Genomic DNA, 17,590 nt, shown 5'->3' with positions numbered 1-17,590 from the left:
TAAAAAATATTATGAGAAATCATCTCTTCTACTTCATCCGTTATCACAATTTTTACAGAGTTATATTCTAATCCTTGTGCTTTATGTATAGAAACTGCATAAGCTACTTGAAAAGGAATAATATTACTAGAATCGTCATCGTCATCATCAGTGCTTTTGTACTTGTCAACAGTAAACCGAATTACGGAATTTCCATTTTCAGAATCATCTAAGAGTTCAAAATCATACCATTCAGTGTCGAATTCATTAAGTACTAAATTGACTTCAATGTCAAACTGAATTTGTTCGTCAAGTAATTCAATTCCTAAGATTTTACCTTTTAGATTATTATAAATTAAAGGTGAAAAGCGACCTGATTCGTTAAAAATTATAGGATCTTCTACTTTGTAAGTTTGAGTACCCCAAACAAATGCTTCATTAGAATTACTGCTTTGTAAAAATGAATTTATATTGTTTATACCATAAAGTCCATCGTAGTTTAAACAAAGAATTATTTCGTCCTCTTCCGTATTTTGAAAAATTGAATTATCAAGTGTTTTAGAATATTCATTTTTAGTTAAAGTTTCTAAAATATTGTCTTCAATATTTCTTACTCTTTCCCAAAGTCTCAATAAATCTTGATTATTACTTCGATAGGGTTTTTCCAATTCAAATACTGAAGATTCTGGAATAAAATACTTTATTAAACTAAACCAATTACCAAAAAGGATTGATTCTATTTGAAATACGTCGCCAACAAGAATAAGCAATCTAAATTTAGCTCTGTTCAGTATTTTAAGCATATCTGAATTACTTACTGTGCTACACTCATCTATGATTAAAATATCGTATTCAGTTTCTCGGCTGTAAGAAAATTTAGTTATAGTTTTGAAAGTGCAGTTAGCAACTTTTATATTACGTTTTAAATTATCAACAGCAGGATTTGTATTTGCTAAGTACAATTTACTTTCTTTGTCAAAAAAGTTTGAAATATGATTAATCATAGTTGATTTACCTGTTCCAGCAGCTCCATAAATCAAAGCTACTTTTGAACTTTCGAATAAGTCTTTAAGAGCAGATTTTTTTTCTTCACAATCAATTTTATAAGCAGTTGAATTAAGCCAGGATTCTATTGAGTTCTTATAATTTTTAATTCCGGTAGATGATATATCTTTTAGTTTGCCTATTATGTTAAAAGTATCGGCTTCGTAACCTCTTATAAATAAATTTTTTTTAAAAGTATCTATTCGTCTATTTTTGTGTTTCCAATATAGATTTTCATTCCATTGACTTATAAGTTCTTCAACATTATTAAAATTTTCAATTTCATTTATAGCTGTAAATAATTGTCCTTTTTGCTCTGTATTGTTTTTAATATGTCTTGCTAAAATTTCATGTTTCCTATCTTCAGTATCAATAGATGCGAAAAGGTCACTTAGTTTTGGATTGTGATTAATTAATGCTGAATTGAATGGCATTTGGTCAAAAGGAATACATCCAAATTCTAAATTTAGGTTTGATAATAATCCACAAGGTGAATTAGTGTACTGCTTTTTAATTATTTTATTGTTAAGTCTTAGAAGTAAATACCTGATTAAATTATGGCCATCGCTTTTAGCTTTACTCATTTTTCTACATTCGTCCAATATTTGAAATATTCGAGAAGATTTTGCTTTCTCAATAACCGTCTTTTTCACATAGTCATAGTACCAATCGTTTAAACTAATAATCTCAATTAAATTTAACCCAGAAGATGTTAAATATTTCATTAGTTCATAAGATTCCTTACCACTACTAATTTTAGATTTCACTCCAAAAATTTTTGCAAAATTATCAATTTCACAGGGTCGTATTGAAACTTCCCAACTATCAATGATTTGTATAGGCATTCTTTTATCTAAAATCTCTATATAGTCAGTGCTTATTGATAGTTTTACGGCATAATTCCCAAGTATATCAAGCTTAGTGAAAGCAATTATTCTGTCAAATTTGCTCGTATAATCATTAGCTCTATGAAAAGTTACTTCATAAAATATTTCATTGTTTACAAAAAATGGTTTTATTTTTTGAATATAATATCTGTCTTTGTAGTCAGTTTTTTTACGATTCCCTTCTGGTTGCTTAATTAATGAAGAAATTTTTTCATAATATTCTTTCAAGTTAGAATCTGTTTTGATTGGAAAATCTTTTAGATTGTGCAGAACATCTAAATTATAGGTATTTTGAAGAAAAGATTTTATTTTAATAAGGTACTCGAAGTATTTGAGTATTAATCTTTCTGAACTTTCTTCGTTAAGAGTATAATGTGAAGCTGTAATTTGCAAGAGCTTATGAAATCTTGATAAAAATTTTAAGTCGCCTCTAGCTTTGATATATTCAATCCCATTCTGAATATTTTCGTAGCTATTAGTTAATTCTGTTTTTTTTGTATCTTCCAAAACTTTTAGAGCAATATGTTCAACAAAATTCCTAAGTTGAGATAAAATATTTTGTGATAATAACCCTCTTTCATCTGCATCAAATTTTTCAATGTTTTTACAAATTGTTTTGTCAATATCAATTATGTATGAAGTTATTTTACTCATTCTGATTTAGGGTTTCCTTTGGCTTGTTGCTAACTCGTTATATTAAAACAAATATATACTATTTTATATTTACATGTCTGGGTAACAATGCCCTTTGAGTTAGATTATATATCTAATATGATTTAAAATTTCTTATCTTAGATAAATGTACAAAATACTTGTTTCTGTAATTTTATGTGGTTTTTTTTATCCTACACAAGGGCAAAACATTATTGGTAGCACCGAAGGGGCAGAATTATCATATATAGAAGAAGAATACGAGCTTATTTACAAAACTAGAGAGAATGACCTCGCATCTTTGTATATGCAAGAGGAAGAGTTAAAAGTTCTAAAGAGCTATATCTTTAGGCTTTTTAAAGAAAAAGAAGAAAATGATGTATTATTGCAATTTTTGAATGATAGCGTATGGTTGGTTTATAAAGACAACACCATTACCTTGACAAGGTGGGTTGGTCATGATAGTGATAATAGGCAGACCTCTTTAGGCTTCTCACAAACACATTACCTCAAAATATTTGGGCTTTCCCGTGACAAAAAAACATTCTAAAAAGCTAAAACACCATGACACTATATGAGTTTAACCTTTTGGAAGAAGACCAAAAATATGACATCACTTTTACCAACGGGCAGTTTCTCACTTATCATCTTACAGAAAATAAACGCTATGCTCTGTATGCTATTGATAAGTTTTTTGTAGAAGTAACCTATCTGATAAACCACAATAAAATTATAGCGTTAAATAGTTTTAAAACCGGAAAACTACTCGATAAATATTCTAACTTAGATAAAATTTAAAAAATATAAATTATTTTTTTCTATATTTCTTTAAATCATTATCGCTAATAGAGTTATATATTTCTGAAAAATCTTTTAACCCATATTGCATAGCTTCAATAATCATAATAAGGGTTGTAACATTAGGAGCTGTCTTTGCATTAAAAGTATTCGAAACGGTTGCTTTTCTTACATGAGCATCTAAAGCAATTTGGTTATAACTACTAGGAGGTTTTCCCTTACCCTTTAGAAGCTTATTTTTTTCCAAAAGAATATTCAAAGTAATTGCAACCCTATATTTTATAATATCTTCTAACTCATTCTCCATTGATTGCAATTAAACATATATTAGATAAATAATCGGTACGTTTTGAAGTACCGATTATTTATTATATATTTGAAGTTGTATTTTTAATTTAAATACGTATTATTTAATTTTGCGATTACTTCTTAAATAAAATATTAGAAGCATTCGCTTTGAATCTCGATCTAAAAACTGGTAATTTTTAATGTGTACGAGAGGATAAGCAAGAATGCTCACGACCCGGGCGTGGGCTCTCTTATTCGTACACAGGTATACCAGTACCATAGATCGGTAAGTAGAGTATCCACGCCTTTTTATTGCTGTCCATACAGAAATTTATTGCGTATATCTCTTCTTACTATTCATCGCAACTTCTTCTTTACAAGTATCGCTACAAAACACTTATGCCTATGCGATAATACAATCGAACAAAAAAAAACCTCCCCACCTGTTTTGGAGAACCGCGGGAAGGTTTACGAATAATAATTAAAACTAAGTTTAACTAAAACCAAGACAAATTTATGAAAAATAACTACACCCCCGTATATGGCACGGGGCTTATCATGCTACTGCTCTATCTTTGCAGCGGACAAGCATTTGCACAAGACACCTATACCCTTACCGGAACCGTGACCGATACCACAGGGCTCGCTATACCTGGGGTACATGTACAGCGTATAGGCAGCCTCACCGGTACTACGACCAATTTTGAGGGTAATTACCGTATAGAAGTACAACCTAACGATAGCCTGAGCTATACCTATATGGGCTTTGCTACGCAAATTGTAGCGGTAAACCACCAAAAAAGTATACACATACAACTCTATCCTAGTGCGCAGGCATTGGACGAAGTGGTCATTAATGCAGGGTACTATACCACCACAGAACGGGAGCGCACAGGAAGTATCGAGAGAGTAACCGCACAAGAGATAGAACGGCAACCCATTGCCAACCCTTTACAGGCTTTACAGGGCAGGATGGCTGGTGTAGAAGTTGTTCAGCGAAGCGGGGTTACAGGTCTGGCCGCCAATATACAGATACGGGGGCAAAACAGTCTGCGAAACTCTCCCAACAATAATGGAAACCTCCCCTTATATATTATCGATGGCGTACCCATCAATTCCAGTCCGGTACGCAGTAGTGGGCTACAGACCAATAACCCAGGCTTAGACCCCCTTAACGCATTGAACCTTGCCAATATCGAAAGTATAGAAGTGCTTAAAGATGCCGATGCTACGGCCATTTATGGTTCCCGTGGGGCAAATGGCGTCATCTTGATCACGACCAAACAAGCGAAAGACCAAAGTGGTAAACTAAAGGTTAACGCTAGATTGTATACGGGTGCTGCCGAGGTATCCCATAAAATGGAATTGCTTAATACCAGACAATACATTGCCATGAGAGAGCAAGCACTAGCCAATGACGGTGTAGAAGCCAATGAATATAATGCGCCCGATCTTTTTTGGGATACGACCCGTTATACCGACTGGCAGGAAGTACTATTTGGGGGTACGGCTACCATCACCAATGCCAATATTGCTTTGTCTAGTGGTAACGAGACCACCTCTTTTTTGCTCGGCGGGGGATATCATAAAGAAGGTACGGTTTACCCCGGTGACTTTGGGTATGAAAAAGCCACGGCTAACCTCAACATCAACCACCATTCAAAAGACCAAAGACTTCAACTTAATTTTAGTAGTAATTATGGGATAGACCAGAACCAACTTTTTAACAATACACTAGTGGGGCTAGCAACTTCTTTACCCCCGAATGCTCCTGAGCTATATACCGATACGGGAGACCTCAATTGGGAAAATTGGGCTTGGGAAGGAAACCCCTTGGCACAATTGGAGAAAAGGCAAAGTCTTAACAGCCATAACCTATTTTCTAACCTAAGCTTTTCCTATGAGCTTTTTAAAAACTTTCGTTTCAAGGCAAACATGGGCTATTCCCACTTAAACAATGAAGAGGTCTTGGAAAATCCTAAATCGGCCTATAATCCCGACAATTGGAACAATATTTATTCTTCTTCTACCCATACCCATATCAAAAGAAAATCATGGATTATTGAACCACAACTGGTATACGACCACCATTGGAAAAAGCTTGAGTTGAACACCTTGGCTGGATTAACCTTTCAAAAAAGCCAAGATGACCTCTTGGTGCTTATGGGAAACAACTATGCCAACGAAAATTCTATTGGTAACCTTACCGCCGCTGAAGAGGTAAGGGTAGAAACAGACCAAGCTATAGATTACCGTTACCAAGCTATTTTTGGACGGATAGGCCTCAATTGGGACAAAAAATATTACCTCAACCTTACCGGTAGAAGAGATGGTTCCTCACGTTTTGGTTCCGAAAATCGATTTGCCAATTTTGGTGCTATAGGTGCCGCATGGATATTTACGGAAGAGGCCTTTATCAAAAACAATCTGTCCTGGTTGAGCTTTGGAAAACTACGCGGCAGTTACGGAACCACGGGCAGTGACCAAATACCCGATTATGGTTATATGGATACCTTTGAGCCTACTCCCGGACCAGGGGGTTTATATCCTGTACAGCTCACCAACCCCAATTATTCCTGGGAAGTCAACAAAAAATTGGAAGCAGCGCTTGAATTAGGCCTGATCGACAACCGTATTAATTTAGAGATAAATTGGTACCGAAACCGCTCTTCCAATCAATTGGTAGGCTATCCGCTCCCTTCTACTACCGGTTTTACGACGGTACAAGCCAATTTTCCGGCTACGGTGCAGAATACCGGATGGGAGCTGGGGCTTACTACCCGAAATATAGACCGTGAAAATTTCAGTTGGACCACCCATCTTAATTTTACCCTTCCCAAAAACAAACTGATTGCGTTTAGAGATATCGAAAACAGTCCCTACCAAAACGTTTACCGTGTAGGACAGCCCCTGAACATCGCCCTACGCTATCGCTATTTGGGAATAGATCCCGAGACGGGGCTTTATCAAGTAGAAGACGTAAACAACGACGGAAGTTATGATTTTGATGACCGCGTGGTGGTAGAGCATCTAGGTCGTGAATATTATGGAGGTATCCAAAACGGCATACGTTGGAAAAATATTCATCTCGATTTTTTATTTCAATATGTAAAGCAGCAAAATTATAGCTACCTCACGGACTATACAGCCCCAGGAAATTACGGTAATAAACCTATAGAAGTGCTACAGGCATGGGAACAGCCTGGGGATGATACCCATATACAACAATTCTCACAGTCATCTGCAGCCAATAGTGCTTATGCCAATGCCATGAGAAGCGATCTAGCAATTACCGATGCCTCTTTCCTACGATTGAAAACGGCTACGCTCTCCTACCGATTGCCCATACAAACAAAAGGGATAGAAACTGTACGAATATATATGCATGGTCAAAACCTACTTACCCTAACCGATTTTAGGGGGCTTGACCCAGAGGGTGGGCAAAGCCTGCCACCGATGCGCACTCTAACGATGGGTGTAGAATTTAATTTTTAACTATAAAACTTTTGTGATGAAAAACTTAAAATACTATATAAGCTTTATGCTCTTGTTGGGTAGCTTTACTTCTTGTGAAGATTTTGTAGACGTAGAGGTACCAGCACACAAAACGGTAAGTGCTACCGTATTCTCTAATGATCAGAGTGCCCAAAGTGCGATGCAGGGGATTTACAACGAACTTTCTAGAGCTGATTTTTCGGGTAGAATGGCGAGTGCGGTAACAGTGCTTGCAGGGCTTTCGGCCGATAACTTAAAAACCACTACGTCATCCCATCCTGAATTAAAAGAATTTTATGAAAACCTAATTCTCCCCAGTAACACCAATAATTTTAACCTTTGGTCCAGCATCTACAACATCATTTATATGTGTAATGCCGTAGTAGAAGGGGTAGAAAACTCAGACGGACTTTCCCCTGAAGTAAGTGACCGCCTTATAGGACAGGCTAAATGCATAAGAGCCTTTGGGTATTTTTATCTTACTAACTTATATGGGGATGTACCACTTATTACCTCTACAGACTATCGTACAAATGCGGTAGCTCCTCAACAAGCACCACAAGAGATTTATGTGCAAATGGTAAAAGATTTGGAAGATGCTCTTGAACTGCTCCCTTTAGAGTACCCCAACGCAGAAAGAACCGCTGTTAACCAAGGAACGGCTATGGCTTTATTGGCTCGCGTATACCTCTATCTGCAAGACTGGACACAAGCGGAGCTTTTGAGCAACGAAGTTATCAATAATCCCAATTATACTCTTTTAGACTCGTTGGATGAGGTTTTTTTAGCCAATAGTCAAGAAGCTATCTGGCAAATTTCCCCAATAGGTGCAGGAAACTCTTTGACCAACACCCCTGAAGGCAGTTTTTTTATCCTTAACAGCCCACCCGGTTATTCGAAGCCAGTAGCACTGACCGAAAGCCTCATAGATACTTTTAAACCCCACGATAATCGTAGGGTAGACTGGATAGGCACCTATCAGGATGAAACAACCACCTTTTACTATCCCTACAAATATAAAATACCTTATGCTACAGGAGCAGATTATACCGAATACTCGATGGTGCTGCGCTTGGCAGAACAATATCTGATAAAGAGTGAAGCCTTAGCGAGAAAAGGTGATTTGAACAATGCTGTCATCGCTTTAGATAAAATAAGGATGAGAGCGGGACTTGACCCTCTCTCTTCCATCGCTCCCAACATCCAACAAGAAGCTCTACTGGATTCTATACAACTAGAAAAAAGAAGAGAATTTTTTACCGAATGGGGGCATCGTTGGTTGGACCTTAAACATACGGGAAAGATTGATGAAGTATTGCAAGATGAAAAACCTTATTGGCAAGGTGCTTACCAGTATTACCCTATACCTGAGGAAGATTTACAGAACAATCCCTATTTAACACAAAACCCCGGTTATTAATCCTTATCATTTATGAAAACATTCTTTCACTTACTATGTAGTTTTATCCTTTTACTAATGGTTAATTATACTATACGGGCAAAAGCCCATACCTCCTATTCTTTGAGGGAAGACACGCTGGCTCAAAACACCGAATTGCGAAAAGGGCAACTTCCTAACGGATTAACGTATTATATCAAACCCGTCAACGATGTTGATAAACTTCATGTTTACCTGTACATCAAAGCGGGAAGCCATCAGGAGGAAGCTGACCAGTTTACTTTTGCTCATTTTATGGAGCACTTAGTCCTAAAGGCTGGAAAACATGTCTCTAAGAAAATGGTCTATGACTCTGAGCTTTTTAATGCTGCAGGTCTGCAACCAAGGGATATAACAGCACACACCTCAGACATTTACACTCAGTTTAGTTTTGTCATTCCTCCTCAAGAAAAGGGGCTTGACGTTGCATTTTTACTTTATAATGATATTTTGTGGGATCAAGACTTCAAGCAAGAATATATCGATAGTGAACGTGCCCCTTTTCTCGAGGAAATGGAGATAAAGGGTGGTAATTCAAGCCTTTCTTTTATGGAATCATATTTGGATAAAAAAATCATCGGTTGTTACGGAATACCTCCTGCTAATTACAGCAACCATATATGGCAGATGAAAAGAGAATCCTTGCTGCGCTATTACGACCAGTGGTACCGACCCGAAAATGCCTCTTTGGTCATTTTGGGCAACATAGAAAACATAGATACTTTGGAAAAGAAAATAAAACAACGTTTTTCTAAAACCGATACCCAAAACAAGTTTCATCCTACAAAAGACTGTAACGGTGATTATAGGTCTAGTTTACCAAAATGGGTAAGGCAAAAAAGAAACACATTGTTGAAAGAAACCACGGCGCAACAGAGCCATTGGCGATTGTACATGCGTACCCCAACTATAGCACCGCCCAACTCGATAGAGGCTTTACAAACAAAGTGGGTACGGGAAATAATAGTGACCTGTTTGAATGAGCAATTAAAACAGCTTACCCAAAAATACAATACGCACTATTTTGCCACTGCCGCCTATCGGGATTTGATAGGTGCCCTTCAAATCAATATAGGAGTAACGCAACAAGGAGAAGAGAAAAGAGCTATCCAAGAAGTGATGGGTTTGCTAAAAACATTGCACAAAAACGGTATTTCTTCTGAAATGTTTGAAGAATTAAAATCGAAAATTAACCATCAGCTACAACAAGAGAAAAATACAGGAGTGACCTATTGGCAAAACGAAATTAAAAAGCAAATAGCCTATGGAGAACTTCTGTTGGATAATAAAAAATCTTTCAAACAGGAATTTATTTCCCAATTGTCTTTAGTGGAATTCAATAGAGCGTTAGAGGATTACCTCAAGAAAATGCCGGAAGATATAGGAGTGATTGCTTCGGAAAAGCATCTTGCGTTTTCTTATTCTGAAAATAAGGTAAGGTCATGGATGAAAGAGGCCAAACCCATACAACCTAAATCTGAAAGTGAAGCTTTACCATTATTAACAGTATTACAAAAAAACAACTTGAAACTGGGAGAGTATCAACAGTTGGAATCTGGAATCCCGCAAGCTTCGGAATATGTATTGAAAAATGGGGTTCGGTTTATACTCCGACCTTACCAACCCGCTCCAAGTGTTTATGGTGACCAAGATCATATACGTATTCATGGCTTTTCCAAAAAAGGAGCGAAATGTTATCCGAAAGAAGATTATTACGCAGCGCTTTACGCCCCAGAAATTGTACGGCATTCAGGTGTGGCAGGTAGAGATAAATTTGCTTTAAGTCAAAATCTGCACAGTGCCTATTACAAAGGTACTTTTTACAACTATATTCGACCCTACGAGACAGGTGTTTATGTAAACACTCCTATAGACCAACTCGAAACAGCTTTACAGTTGATATACCTTTACTTTATAGCTCCCAATTATAACCCAGAAGCTTTTAAAGATTGGAAAGTATCTGCTTCTTATAAATACCTTTCCCAAATCAACCAAGATGATTTCATTGGAAAAATCAAACAGACCTTAAAAGACCCTTATCTTTTACCCAGCGGCTCCCAAGCTCTGGAAGGTATTGCCCAAACCGACCTGGATCGGGCCTATCAGATTTACCAAGAGCTCTTTGGGAATGCAGAAGGCTATACTTTTCTATTCTCTGGTAATTTTCAGGAGGATGAGGTGCTAGGTTTATGCCGAAAATATTTAGGGAATTTACCTGTTTCTCAATCTAAGACCGCTTGTTCTCTATCACTTGACAGCCCAAGACAACTCCCAAAAATTGAGCGTACTCATGAGTTTGTAGCCAAAGAAAATGCGGAAAATACCCGTGTGAAATTAGTTTACCTTTCTCCGCTGGAGGATGGTAATTTGGGTTGGAAAGATGAAATAAAATTAAATATCTTTTATTATTGGCTACAGTATACGTTAATAAAAGAAATAAGAAATAAATCGAAAGAAGGGGGACCCTACACTATTGGGGTAGGGAATTATAACCTTAACAACCCGCCACGGTACAAGGAAGTTGCCCTTAACTTTGGAGGAAGGCCTCAAGACATTGACCGCCTGCTAAGGGAGATAAAAGTAGAAATAGAAAATATACAAAATGCTAACAATAATGAGCGAATGTTTCAGACCGCTTTACAAAAAGTTTATCCTCAAAGGGAGCGGTTAACCAACTTAGAAATACAAAAAGAAATGTATGGATATGCCCGCTATGGTAAGGGTTGGGTAAGCATCCCTGAGAAAAGGGCTTATATCAACTCGCTCACTTCAGATGAAGTGCTTAATTTTTCAGAAGAGATTGTCTCCCAGTCTCCTTATATTTTTAAGTTGTTGCCAAATCCATATGAATAAAAAAAGGACATTGCGATAAGACCGCAATGTCCCTTTTCAATTTACAAATCAATTACCTCTTCGGAAACTGATTTTAAAGGATTGGAATATCCTTGGGTTAAATAGACTTGGTAGTGGGTAGGATTGGGTAAAAATCTTACCTCACAATCAAAATCGCCCATTTCACAATCCACATTCACTTGCTCCCAACCATTGGGACCATCGATCCATCCGGTTACATAGCCTTCATTGGCTTCTAGGGTCGTAAACGACATCCCGACGGCAAGTATCATTGCCAATACGGGTAATAAAAATTGATTTTTCATGGTATTAAAATTTTAATTATTAAATGTGCCTACTCTTTTCTACAGGTTTTCGGCTAACCCCTGCCTGTTGCGCAACAGAAAATCTTTATATTTTTTTAAGGGTGTTGCTGAGGTAAAGTGTCCCTATGGCTATCACCAGAAATACTATACTCAATCCTAATTGTTGTTGCCAAGAAAGGAATTTAAACATACCCCCACATGAACAAGGGATATAGGGGGCGATATAGAGAATACTACCACTATAGATGACATAACCTCCTAAAATAGCTATACTCATGTATAAGGCAATTTTTTGCAGACGAGGCCAGACCAGTAATAGGGCTACGCTTATTTCCAATAAAGGAATGATCCAAGAGAGGGTAGCCACCCACGTCGCGGTCATGTCCCACAAGGGCGAGTTGAGTAAATTACGGTAAAAATCCTGTCTTACCAATAATTGGGAAATTCCCACGTACATCAAGAGTAGCACCAAAAGAGAGACCCCTATCCTTATTATAGCTTGTTTCTTGACCATCTTTGAATGTTTTACACCGACCTATAGACTTTTATTTTAGCCGGCCTATTTACCTACTCCCTAAGGTAAGCGGTAATTTTAGGAAAGGAGTGAGGTTTTTCCCTACACTTTGTAAGGAAAAACCTTCCTGTTGATCAAGTTGAAGTGATATATCTTTTTTAGCAGCTTAAATAAAACCCAGTTCTCTTGCTTTTTGTAACAGGGCCTTATCGTTTTTGTCTTCTACCCCAAAGACCCTTTTGAGTTGGCCTTTACGGCGTTCGATACCCGATGATGAAAGGGGCAGCAGCTGGGGCAAGTCTTTGGTTTTATTGCCTAGGGATAATTCATAAAGAATACGACGGTCAAGTTGGTCTAAAAATCGGTCATGCACCACATATTTCCGTAAAACGCTCCTCACCGTTTTACTATAATAGGGTATGCCATCCATGACTTCTACGATGCATTGGTACAACTCTTTCTCATCTAAATCGTTTTTGACCAAAAAGCCGTCGGGATCTAAGCTTTTAAACAGATTTTGAATCCGAAAGTTATTGTTATAAGTGGTCGCAATGATGACCTTTACCTCCGGGAAGTCCTTTTTTACCTTTAGGGCAAAATCTTCTCCCGAAAGTAACTGCAACTGAGGTACCGGGGGCAGTTTTAAATCGACCAGTACTACATCTAATGGGCGTTCGTCGTGAAATTTTCGCAACTCGTTATGGGCATCTTCCAGGCGATGGGCTTCATATATATGCCAAACCTTTTGGTGATCTTCTTTGGCAATGGTCTCAAAGGTCTTTTTATAAGCCGTAGTAATAATGGGGTGGTCATCGACCAGTAGGACGTGATAATTCTTTTTCATGATTTCAATTTTTGTGTCGGTACTGTGATATAAAAGGCAGTACCGTCTCCGATACTGCTCTTCAAGTTGAGGTCTCCTCCTATTTTATTAATCCTGTCCTGTATATTTTGAAGGCCTATCCCGTCTGAAGCTTGATGGGTTAAAAACCCTTTGCCGTTATCGACGACAGACAGGTAAAAGGTTTTGTTTTTGAAGCCACAAGCCAGCGTTACATGCGTTGCCGCTGCATGCTTGATGGTATTTTGTAATATTTCTTCGGTTATCGCCAAGAGGTGTTCTTTAACGGGTGCTGATAAACTTCGTTTGTTGTGATGGTGGGCCAAGTCACATTGATAGCTAAAATTGCCCAATTCGCTTTTTGCTGCCAAAAGCTTCTCAATATCCTGATAAAAAGAATCTTTGGTAGCTTTTTTAAGATTGTGGGAAATTTCCCTTATTTCCTTTTCTATTTTTTGAAGTTCGCCCAATAGCATTGCATGTTCTTTCTTATCGGAAGCACTCCCTTGAATTTTTAACATCCCCCATTGCATACGTAAGCCAAAGAGTTTACCAAGCACGCCATCATGTAAATCTTCTGCAATACGATAGCGTTCATGCTCTCGCTCTTGTTGCAACTCCTGTTCTTTTTGTCGCTGTTGCTCCAGTTTTTTATAGCGGTATTGTTGTCTAATCATAAAAAACAATAACAGGCCTATGAGTATTACCCCAACACATACCAAGATCAGTATTCTTTTTTGTTTGGAGAGTTTGAGGTTTTGCTGTCGGTATTGTTGGGTGTTGAACTGGATTTGAGCTACTTTATTTCGTTGATGGCGCAAGTTTCTTTGCAATTCGTTTTGTATGTCCTGCCATTGGGTCATGTACGCCGCCGCATGGGACAAATCTATTTTTGCCAAAAGCTTTAAAGCGCTCAAGAGTTCCTTTTTCAATTGGATTTCATGGGCTTCCTGATGTGCTTGTTTGGCATAGGATAATGCCGTAAGCGTATCTCCTTTGGCGAGGTGCCATTCGGCGATGTGAAGCCGATTGATGATGACCCCTTCCCTATTTTCTATACTATCCCTAATCTTTAGGGCTGTTTGAAAGTCTTCTATTTGCCTTTCTTCATGTTTTAGCTGTAATTGGCTATAAGCCCTATTGTCTAATAACCTTGCATAGAGTGCTGGTTTTTTCTTTGCTAGATCTTGGTGGGTCAGTGCTTGGTTATAATAATCGATTGCCTTAGTATATGTACCTTGACGATGCCATAACAATCCTATATTATTATAGGCCGCTTCCCTCATAAATTTATCATCTTTTTCAGGCAGGTACTGTAGAGCCTGCTGATGAAATGCATGGGCACGGTCAAAGCCCTCTAACTCTTTATACAGAAAACCTAATAAGGTGTAACAGCGGTACAACTGTTCTTTTTTGTGCAATTGTAAAAAGGTAGGCAGGGCTTTATAAATGTATGTTTCGCTAGTTGTGTAGTCTTTTAAGCGCCCTTTTATAAAGGCAAGGTTATACCACATTTTCGCTTCATAATAAGGGTGTCTGTTTTGTGAAAAACCTTTTTGGGCCTCGGTATAATGATAAAATGCTTTTTCATAATCTTCTTCTTCGAGGTAGTAAGAACCGTAACTCCAATGTGCGTCTGCGACTTCTAGTGTATCTTCTTGCCGTTCTGCTTCTTCTAACCTCAATTGGTTAAGCTTGAAAAACAGCAAAGAGTCTTGAAGATGATGTGCCTGATAAGTGTAGTCTTTTAATTTTTTCAGCTTCCGTTCCGAAGAAGGTAGCTCTTTGAGGTACTGGATGGCTTGGGCAATCGTTTCTTTTTTAGCAGTATTGGGTAAGTTGCTATTTTGAACTGTCGCTATAGATTGATCGACACTCTTATATAAATCTTCAGATGTAGATGGCTTATCACAGGCTAGAAAACTTGTAAAAAACAAACCATATAAAACAAGCGTAGTTTTACATAAATTATATGTGCTTTGCGTGTACATTTCTGGAAAACTGGCATGACTAAAATAAAAAATTTATGGGAACCTATAAAATATGGGAGGTGCGAGGGGGTTAGTAATTAGTAATTAGGGATTAGTAATTAGGGATTAGTAATTAGGGGTTAGGGGTTAGGGATAGAAGTCAAGCCGACCCGAGTGGTCTTTGTGCAACGTCACCCTGCCCTTTCCCGAGGCTTCGGGAGTTTCAGGATCTCATGTGGAAGATAATAATAAAAAAGATGCTGAACTAAATTCAGCATGACGTATGATTAAAAGTCGTAATTTTGCTTTATTACAAAAAAGCCTTTGGTTTCCCAAAGGCTTTTCTTTTATATGGTTTTAGTTTTATCCATCCCGCTCATTATCGGGTTCTAAACTCTCATCATCACCTGTATCGGTTGATAAGGGCGTCACTTCTTTTTTTTCTGTGGGCAGCTGTTCTGGTGTACAGGCCATTGCCGAGCCTACAATTAAGATACCGATTAAAATTTTATTCTTGTTTTTCATTTGTGCTGTTTTTAAAAGTTTGTAATAAAAATTTCTTCTCCTTTTACGGGAGACATTTCTTCATTGTGCGCACAATTATGAATTAAAAAGTAGGTTAAACCCTCTACGAAGGTAACCGTAGAAAGGGTTTTAGCAGTTATCGTATTCCTTGTATGTAGTGAACAAAAGGCTCAGGGAAGTGAAGTGCTTAGTTTTGAGGGTAAGTGGTCAAAAAGATGCATGCTCCAGTTGTTTGTGAAGCGTTTTTACATTAGCGGTATAGGTTTTGGAAAAAGGAAGAGGGTGGTTGTGGCCCCTCACCTCACAGTTTTTCTTTCCGAAATGAATACGCCACACCTTGGCCGTATTGACCATATAGCTTTTATGGATTCTCATAAACTTTTCGGGCAATCTTTTTTGATAGGCTTTTAAAGTATTAAAGCCACATACCTTTTTTTGCTTCTGAAGGTAAAATTCGGTGGTATTGTTATCTGCCTTTAGAAAGAGAATGTCGGATAACTTAATGTACTTAAAATCCTTGTAGGTGCGAAGACCAATATACCTCTTTTGGGGTTGCATTGCTTTTATAGACTGAAGGCACCGCTGGATTGCTTCTGTTGATATGGGAAAAGCCATAAAATTGAAGAGGTTCATTTTTACCACAGGATAGGCCAAGGCCTGATGAGGTGATATGAGCAACAGCCTGGCTTGTGGATAGACCACTTGGCAGTGTCGTACTTTTTCGTCGACTTGGGCAGAGGTATGAAGGTAAAGGCAAATCAGATCGGGTGTCTGGAAGTGACTTGACATATACTCCTCCAGGGAAGTCGCGGTAAAGAGATGTGTGAAAAGCTTAGCCGCCTCTAATGCCCTAAGCCACTTGTCTAGTTTTCCCACCTCTTTACTGATAAGCAAACATGCATCCATGAATGACAAATATATCGGAGGAGAAAGAGAAAAAACTGAGGGTTTCGCCCACCATAAAGGGGTTTTTTACTTACATCCATTTCCGCTAGTTCGCTTAATTTTACAGTTTCACATACAACCAACTGCTATGAAAGCTTATAAAAAAGTGGTTTCCCAGCTGGAAAAAGCTCTAGAGTCCATGGAGTTGGAAACCCAAGACAGTTTGACAAGGGCTGAGAAAGGTATGGCGTTAAGCAAACGTTACATCAACCAGCTACGGGCAATGGTCTTGAAACAGGGATTTAAGACCCAAGAAGACGAATGCTATTTTTTTAAGAACATCAAGCCACAGGCGGTAAGTAAACTCATCTATTACATCAAACTTTTTACCATCGAGAGCAAACGACCACGTAGTAGCAAAAAAGCCATCAAGCGGTATTTACAACGAGAAATCGACAAGTTACAGGCTTATTTTAATGAAAACCTTGAGTTTTATCATTACTATCGGAGAGGCTCGGAACGTTTGGACCATCATTTCTTCTTAAGAAAGAAGGCCAGTATGCGCTTATATCCCGACACCATCCACTTTGTGACCGATGCCCAATTTTCTACCAGTCATGATAGTTCTCTGGCCACCATCATTGCCTATGACGTGCTTATCGTATATTTACAACAAGAGATTGCACACATCCAACAAGCGTACCCTTTGGTACCCCAAGCCAAAAAAAATATCCCTACGGTAACATGGTCGCATCATAAAGTAGACCTCATTGAACTCATTTATGCACTCCATACTACTGGTGCCATTAATAAAGGTACCGCAAGCATCAATGAAATTGCACTTTTATTCGAGCGGATATTTGATATTGAACTGGGTGATTATTACCGAACCTTTTTAGAGTTACGTTCTCGTCAAATACCCCTCAAATTTTTGGATCAGCTGAAGTCTTCCCTTTACCAACGTATGTTAGAAGCGGATGAGTAAGTTAGGAGCTAGGAATTAGGGGTTAGGAATTAGTAGCTGTACGTCCCTGATATAGGTTGACCACTAAAGTCAATTTATATGAAAGCTAATTTAAAATTAATCAAGAAACAACGTAAGTTTTCCGAAGCATTT

At 37.9% G+C, this 17,590-nt stretch carries 14 protein-coding genes; 6 read left to right on the top strand and 8 right to left on the bottom strand.

Going from position 1 to position 17,590, the window contains the following annotated elements; translation table 11 throughout:
* A partial coding sequence (locus tag DNG35_RS12025) for an AAA family ATPase (protein ID WP_111129533.1) occupies positions 1-2,564 on the bottom strand: 2,564 nt, incomplete at its 3' end.
* Positions 2,565-2,709: 145 nt separating this feature from the next.
* On the opposite strand from DNG35_RS12025, the gene DNG35_RS12020 reads away from it, so the two are divergent.
* A complete protein-coding gene (locus DNG35_RS12020; RefSeq protein WP_111129531.1) occupies positions 2,710-3,111 on the top strand; it encodes a hypothetical protein in 402 nt (133 codons plus the stop codon).
* Positions 3,112-3,125: 14 nt separating this feature from the next.
* The gene (locus tag DNG35_RS12015; RefSeq protein WP_111129529.1) at positions 3,126-3,359 is read left to right on the top strand and encodes a hypothetical protein; all 234 of its coding nucleotides are present in this window, start codon (positions 3,126-3,128) and stop codon (positions 3,357-3,359) included.
* A 10-nt stretch (positions 3,360-3,369) separates the two neighbouring features.
* Here DNG35_RS12015 and DNG35_RS12010 read toward each other — a convergent pair whose 3' ends face one another.
* Positions 3,370-3,666, bottom strand: coding sequence for a hypothetical protein (locus tag DNG35_RS12010; RefSeq protein ID WP_111129527.1), 297 nt, complete (start codon positions 3,664-3,666; stop codon positions 3,370-3,372).
* A gap of 497 nt (positions 3,667-4,163) precedes the next feature.
* Between DNG35_RS12010 and DNG35_RS12005 the strand changes: the two genes are divergently transcribed.
* From DNG35_RS12005 to DNG35_RS11995, 3 genes are read left to right on the top strand one after another with little or no spacing between them, the layout of a single operon-like run.
* On the top strand, positions 4,164-7,142 hold the full coding sequence (locus tag DNG35_RS12005) for a SusC/RagA family TonB-linked outer membrane protein (RefSeq protein WP_111129524.1): 2,979 nt from the start codon (positions 4,164-4,166) through the stop codon (positions 7,140-7,142).
* Positions 7,143-7,158: 16 nt separating this feature from the next.
* Positions 7,159-8,562, top strand: coding sequence for a RagB/SusD family nutrient uptake outer membrane protein (locus DNG35_RS12000; protein ID WP_111129521.1), 1,404 nt, complete (start codon positions 7,159-7,161; stop codon positions 8,560-8,562).
* A 12-nt stretch (positions 8,563-8,574) separates the two neighbouring features.
* Positions 8,575-11,433 carry a M16 family metallopeptidase gene (locus DNG35_RS11995; protein ID WP_111129519.1) on the top strand — a complete coding sequence of 953 codons (2,859 nt, stop codon included), beginning with the start codon at positions 8,575-8,577 and terminating at the stop codon, positions 11,431-11,433.
* Positions 11,434-11,474: 41 nt separating this feature from the next.
* Here the strand turns inward: DNG35_RS11995 and DNG35_RS11990 are convergent, their stop codons facing one another.
* The 6 genes from DNG35_RS11990 to DNG35_RS11970 all read right to left on the bottom strand — a co-directional run bounded on the left by DNG35_RS11990 (position 11,475) and on the right by DNG35_RS11970 (position 16,377).
* Positions 11,475-11,738 carry a DUF6520 family protein gene (locus DNG35_RS11990; protein WP_111129517.1) on the bottom strand — a complete coding sequence of 88 codons (264 nt, stop codon included), beginning with the start codon at positions 11,736-11,738 and terminating at the stop codon, positions 11,475-11,477.
* Positions 11,739-11,823: 85 nt separating this feature from the next.
* A complete protein-coding gene (locus tag DNG35_RS11985; protein ID WP_146228881.1) occupies positions 11,824-12,252 on the bottom strand; it encodes a MauE/DoxX family redox-associated membrane protein in 429 nt (142 codons plus the stop codon).
* A 166-nt stretch (positions 12,253-12,418) separates the two neighbouring features.
* Complete coding sequence (locus DNG35_RS11980) at positions 12,419-13,096, bottom strand: response regulator (RefSeq protein WP_111129513.1); 678 nt, start codon at positions 13,094-13,096, stop codon at positions 12,419-12,421.
* Positions 13,093-15,084 (bottom strand): tetratricopeptide repeat-containing sensor histidine kinase, encoded by a 1,992-nt coding sequence (locus DNG35_RS11975; RefSeq protein WP_111129511.1) that lies wholly within the window; start codon positions 15,082-15,084, stop codon positions 13,093-13,095. The genes DNG35_RS11980 and DNG35_RS11975 overlap by 4 nt, the downstream gene beginning before the upstream one ends.
* A 342-nt stretch (positions 15,085-15,426) precedes the next feature.
* Positions 15,427-15,588, bottom strand: a complete 162-nt coding sequence (locus DNG35_RS12225) for a hypothetical protein (protein WP_158524904.1) — start codon at positions 15,586-15,588, stop codon at positions 15,427-15,429.
* A gap of 207 nt (positions 15,589-15,795) precedes the next feature.
* On the bottom strand, positions 15,796-16,377 hold the full coding sequence (locus DNG35_RS11970) for a LytTR family DNA-binding domain-containing protein (protein WP_158524903.1): 582 nt from the start codon (positions 16,375-16,377) through the stop codon (positions 15,796-15,798).
* A gap of 115 nt (positions 16,378-16,492) precedes the next feature.
* Between DNG35_RS11970 and DNG35_RS11965 the strand changes: the two genes are divergently transcribed.
* Positions 16,493-17,458, top strand: a complete 966-nt coding sequence (locus tag DNG35_RS11965; protein WP_111129507.1) for an RteC domain-containing protein — start codon at positions 16,493-16,495, stop codon at positions 17,456-17,458.
* The last annotated feature ends 132 nt before the right edge of the window (positions 17,459-17,590 follow it).

The organism is Mesonia sp. K7, assembly GCF_003233725.1.
In the GTDB taxonomy this organism is placed as follows: Bacteria; Bacteroidota; Bacteroidia; order Flavobacteriales; family Flavobacteriaceae; genus Mesonia.
This window is presented reverse-complemented; position numbering and strand designations above follow the sequence as displayed.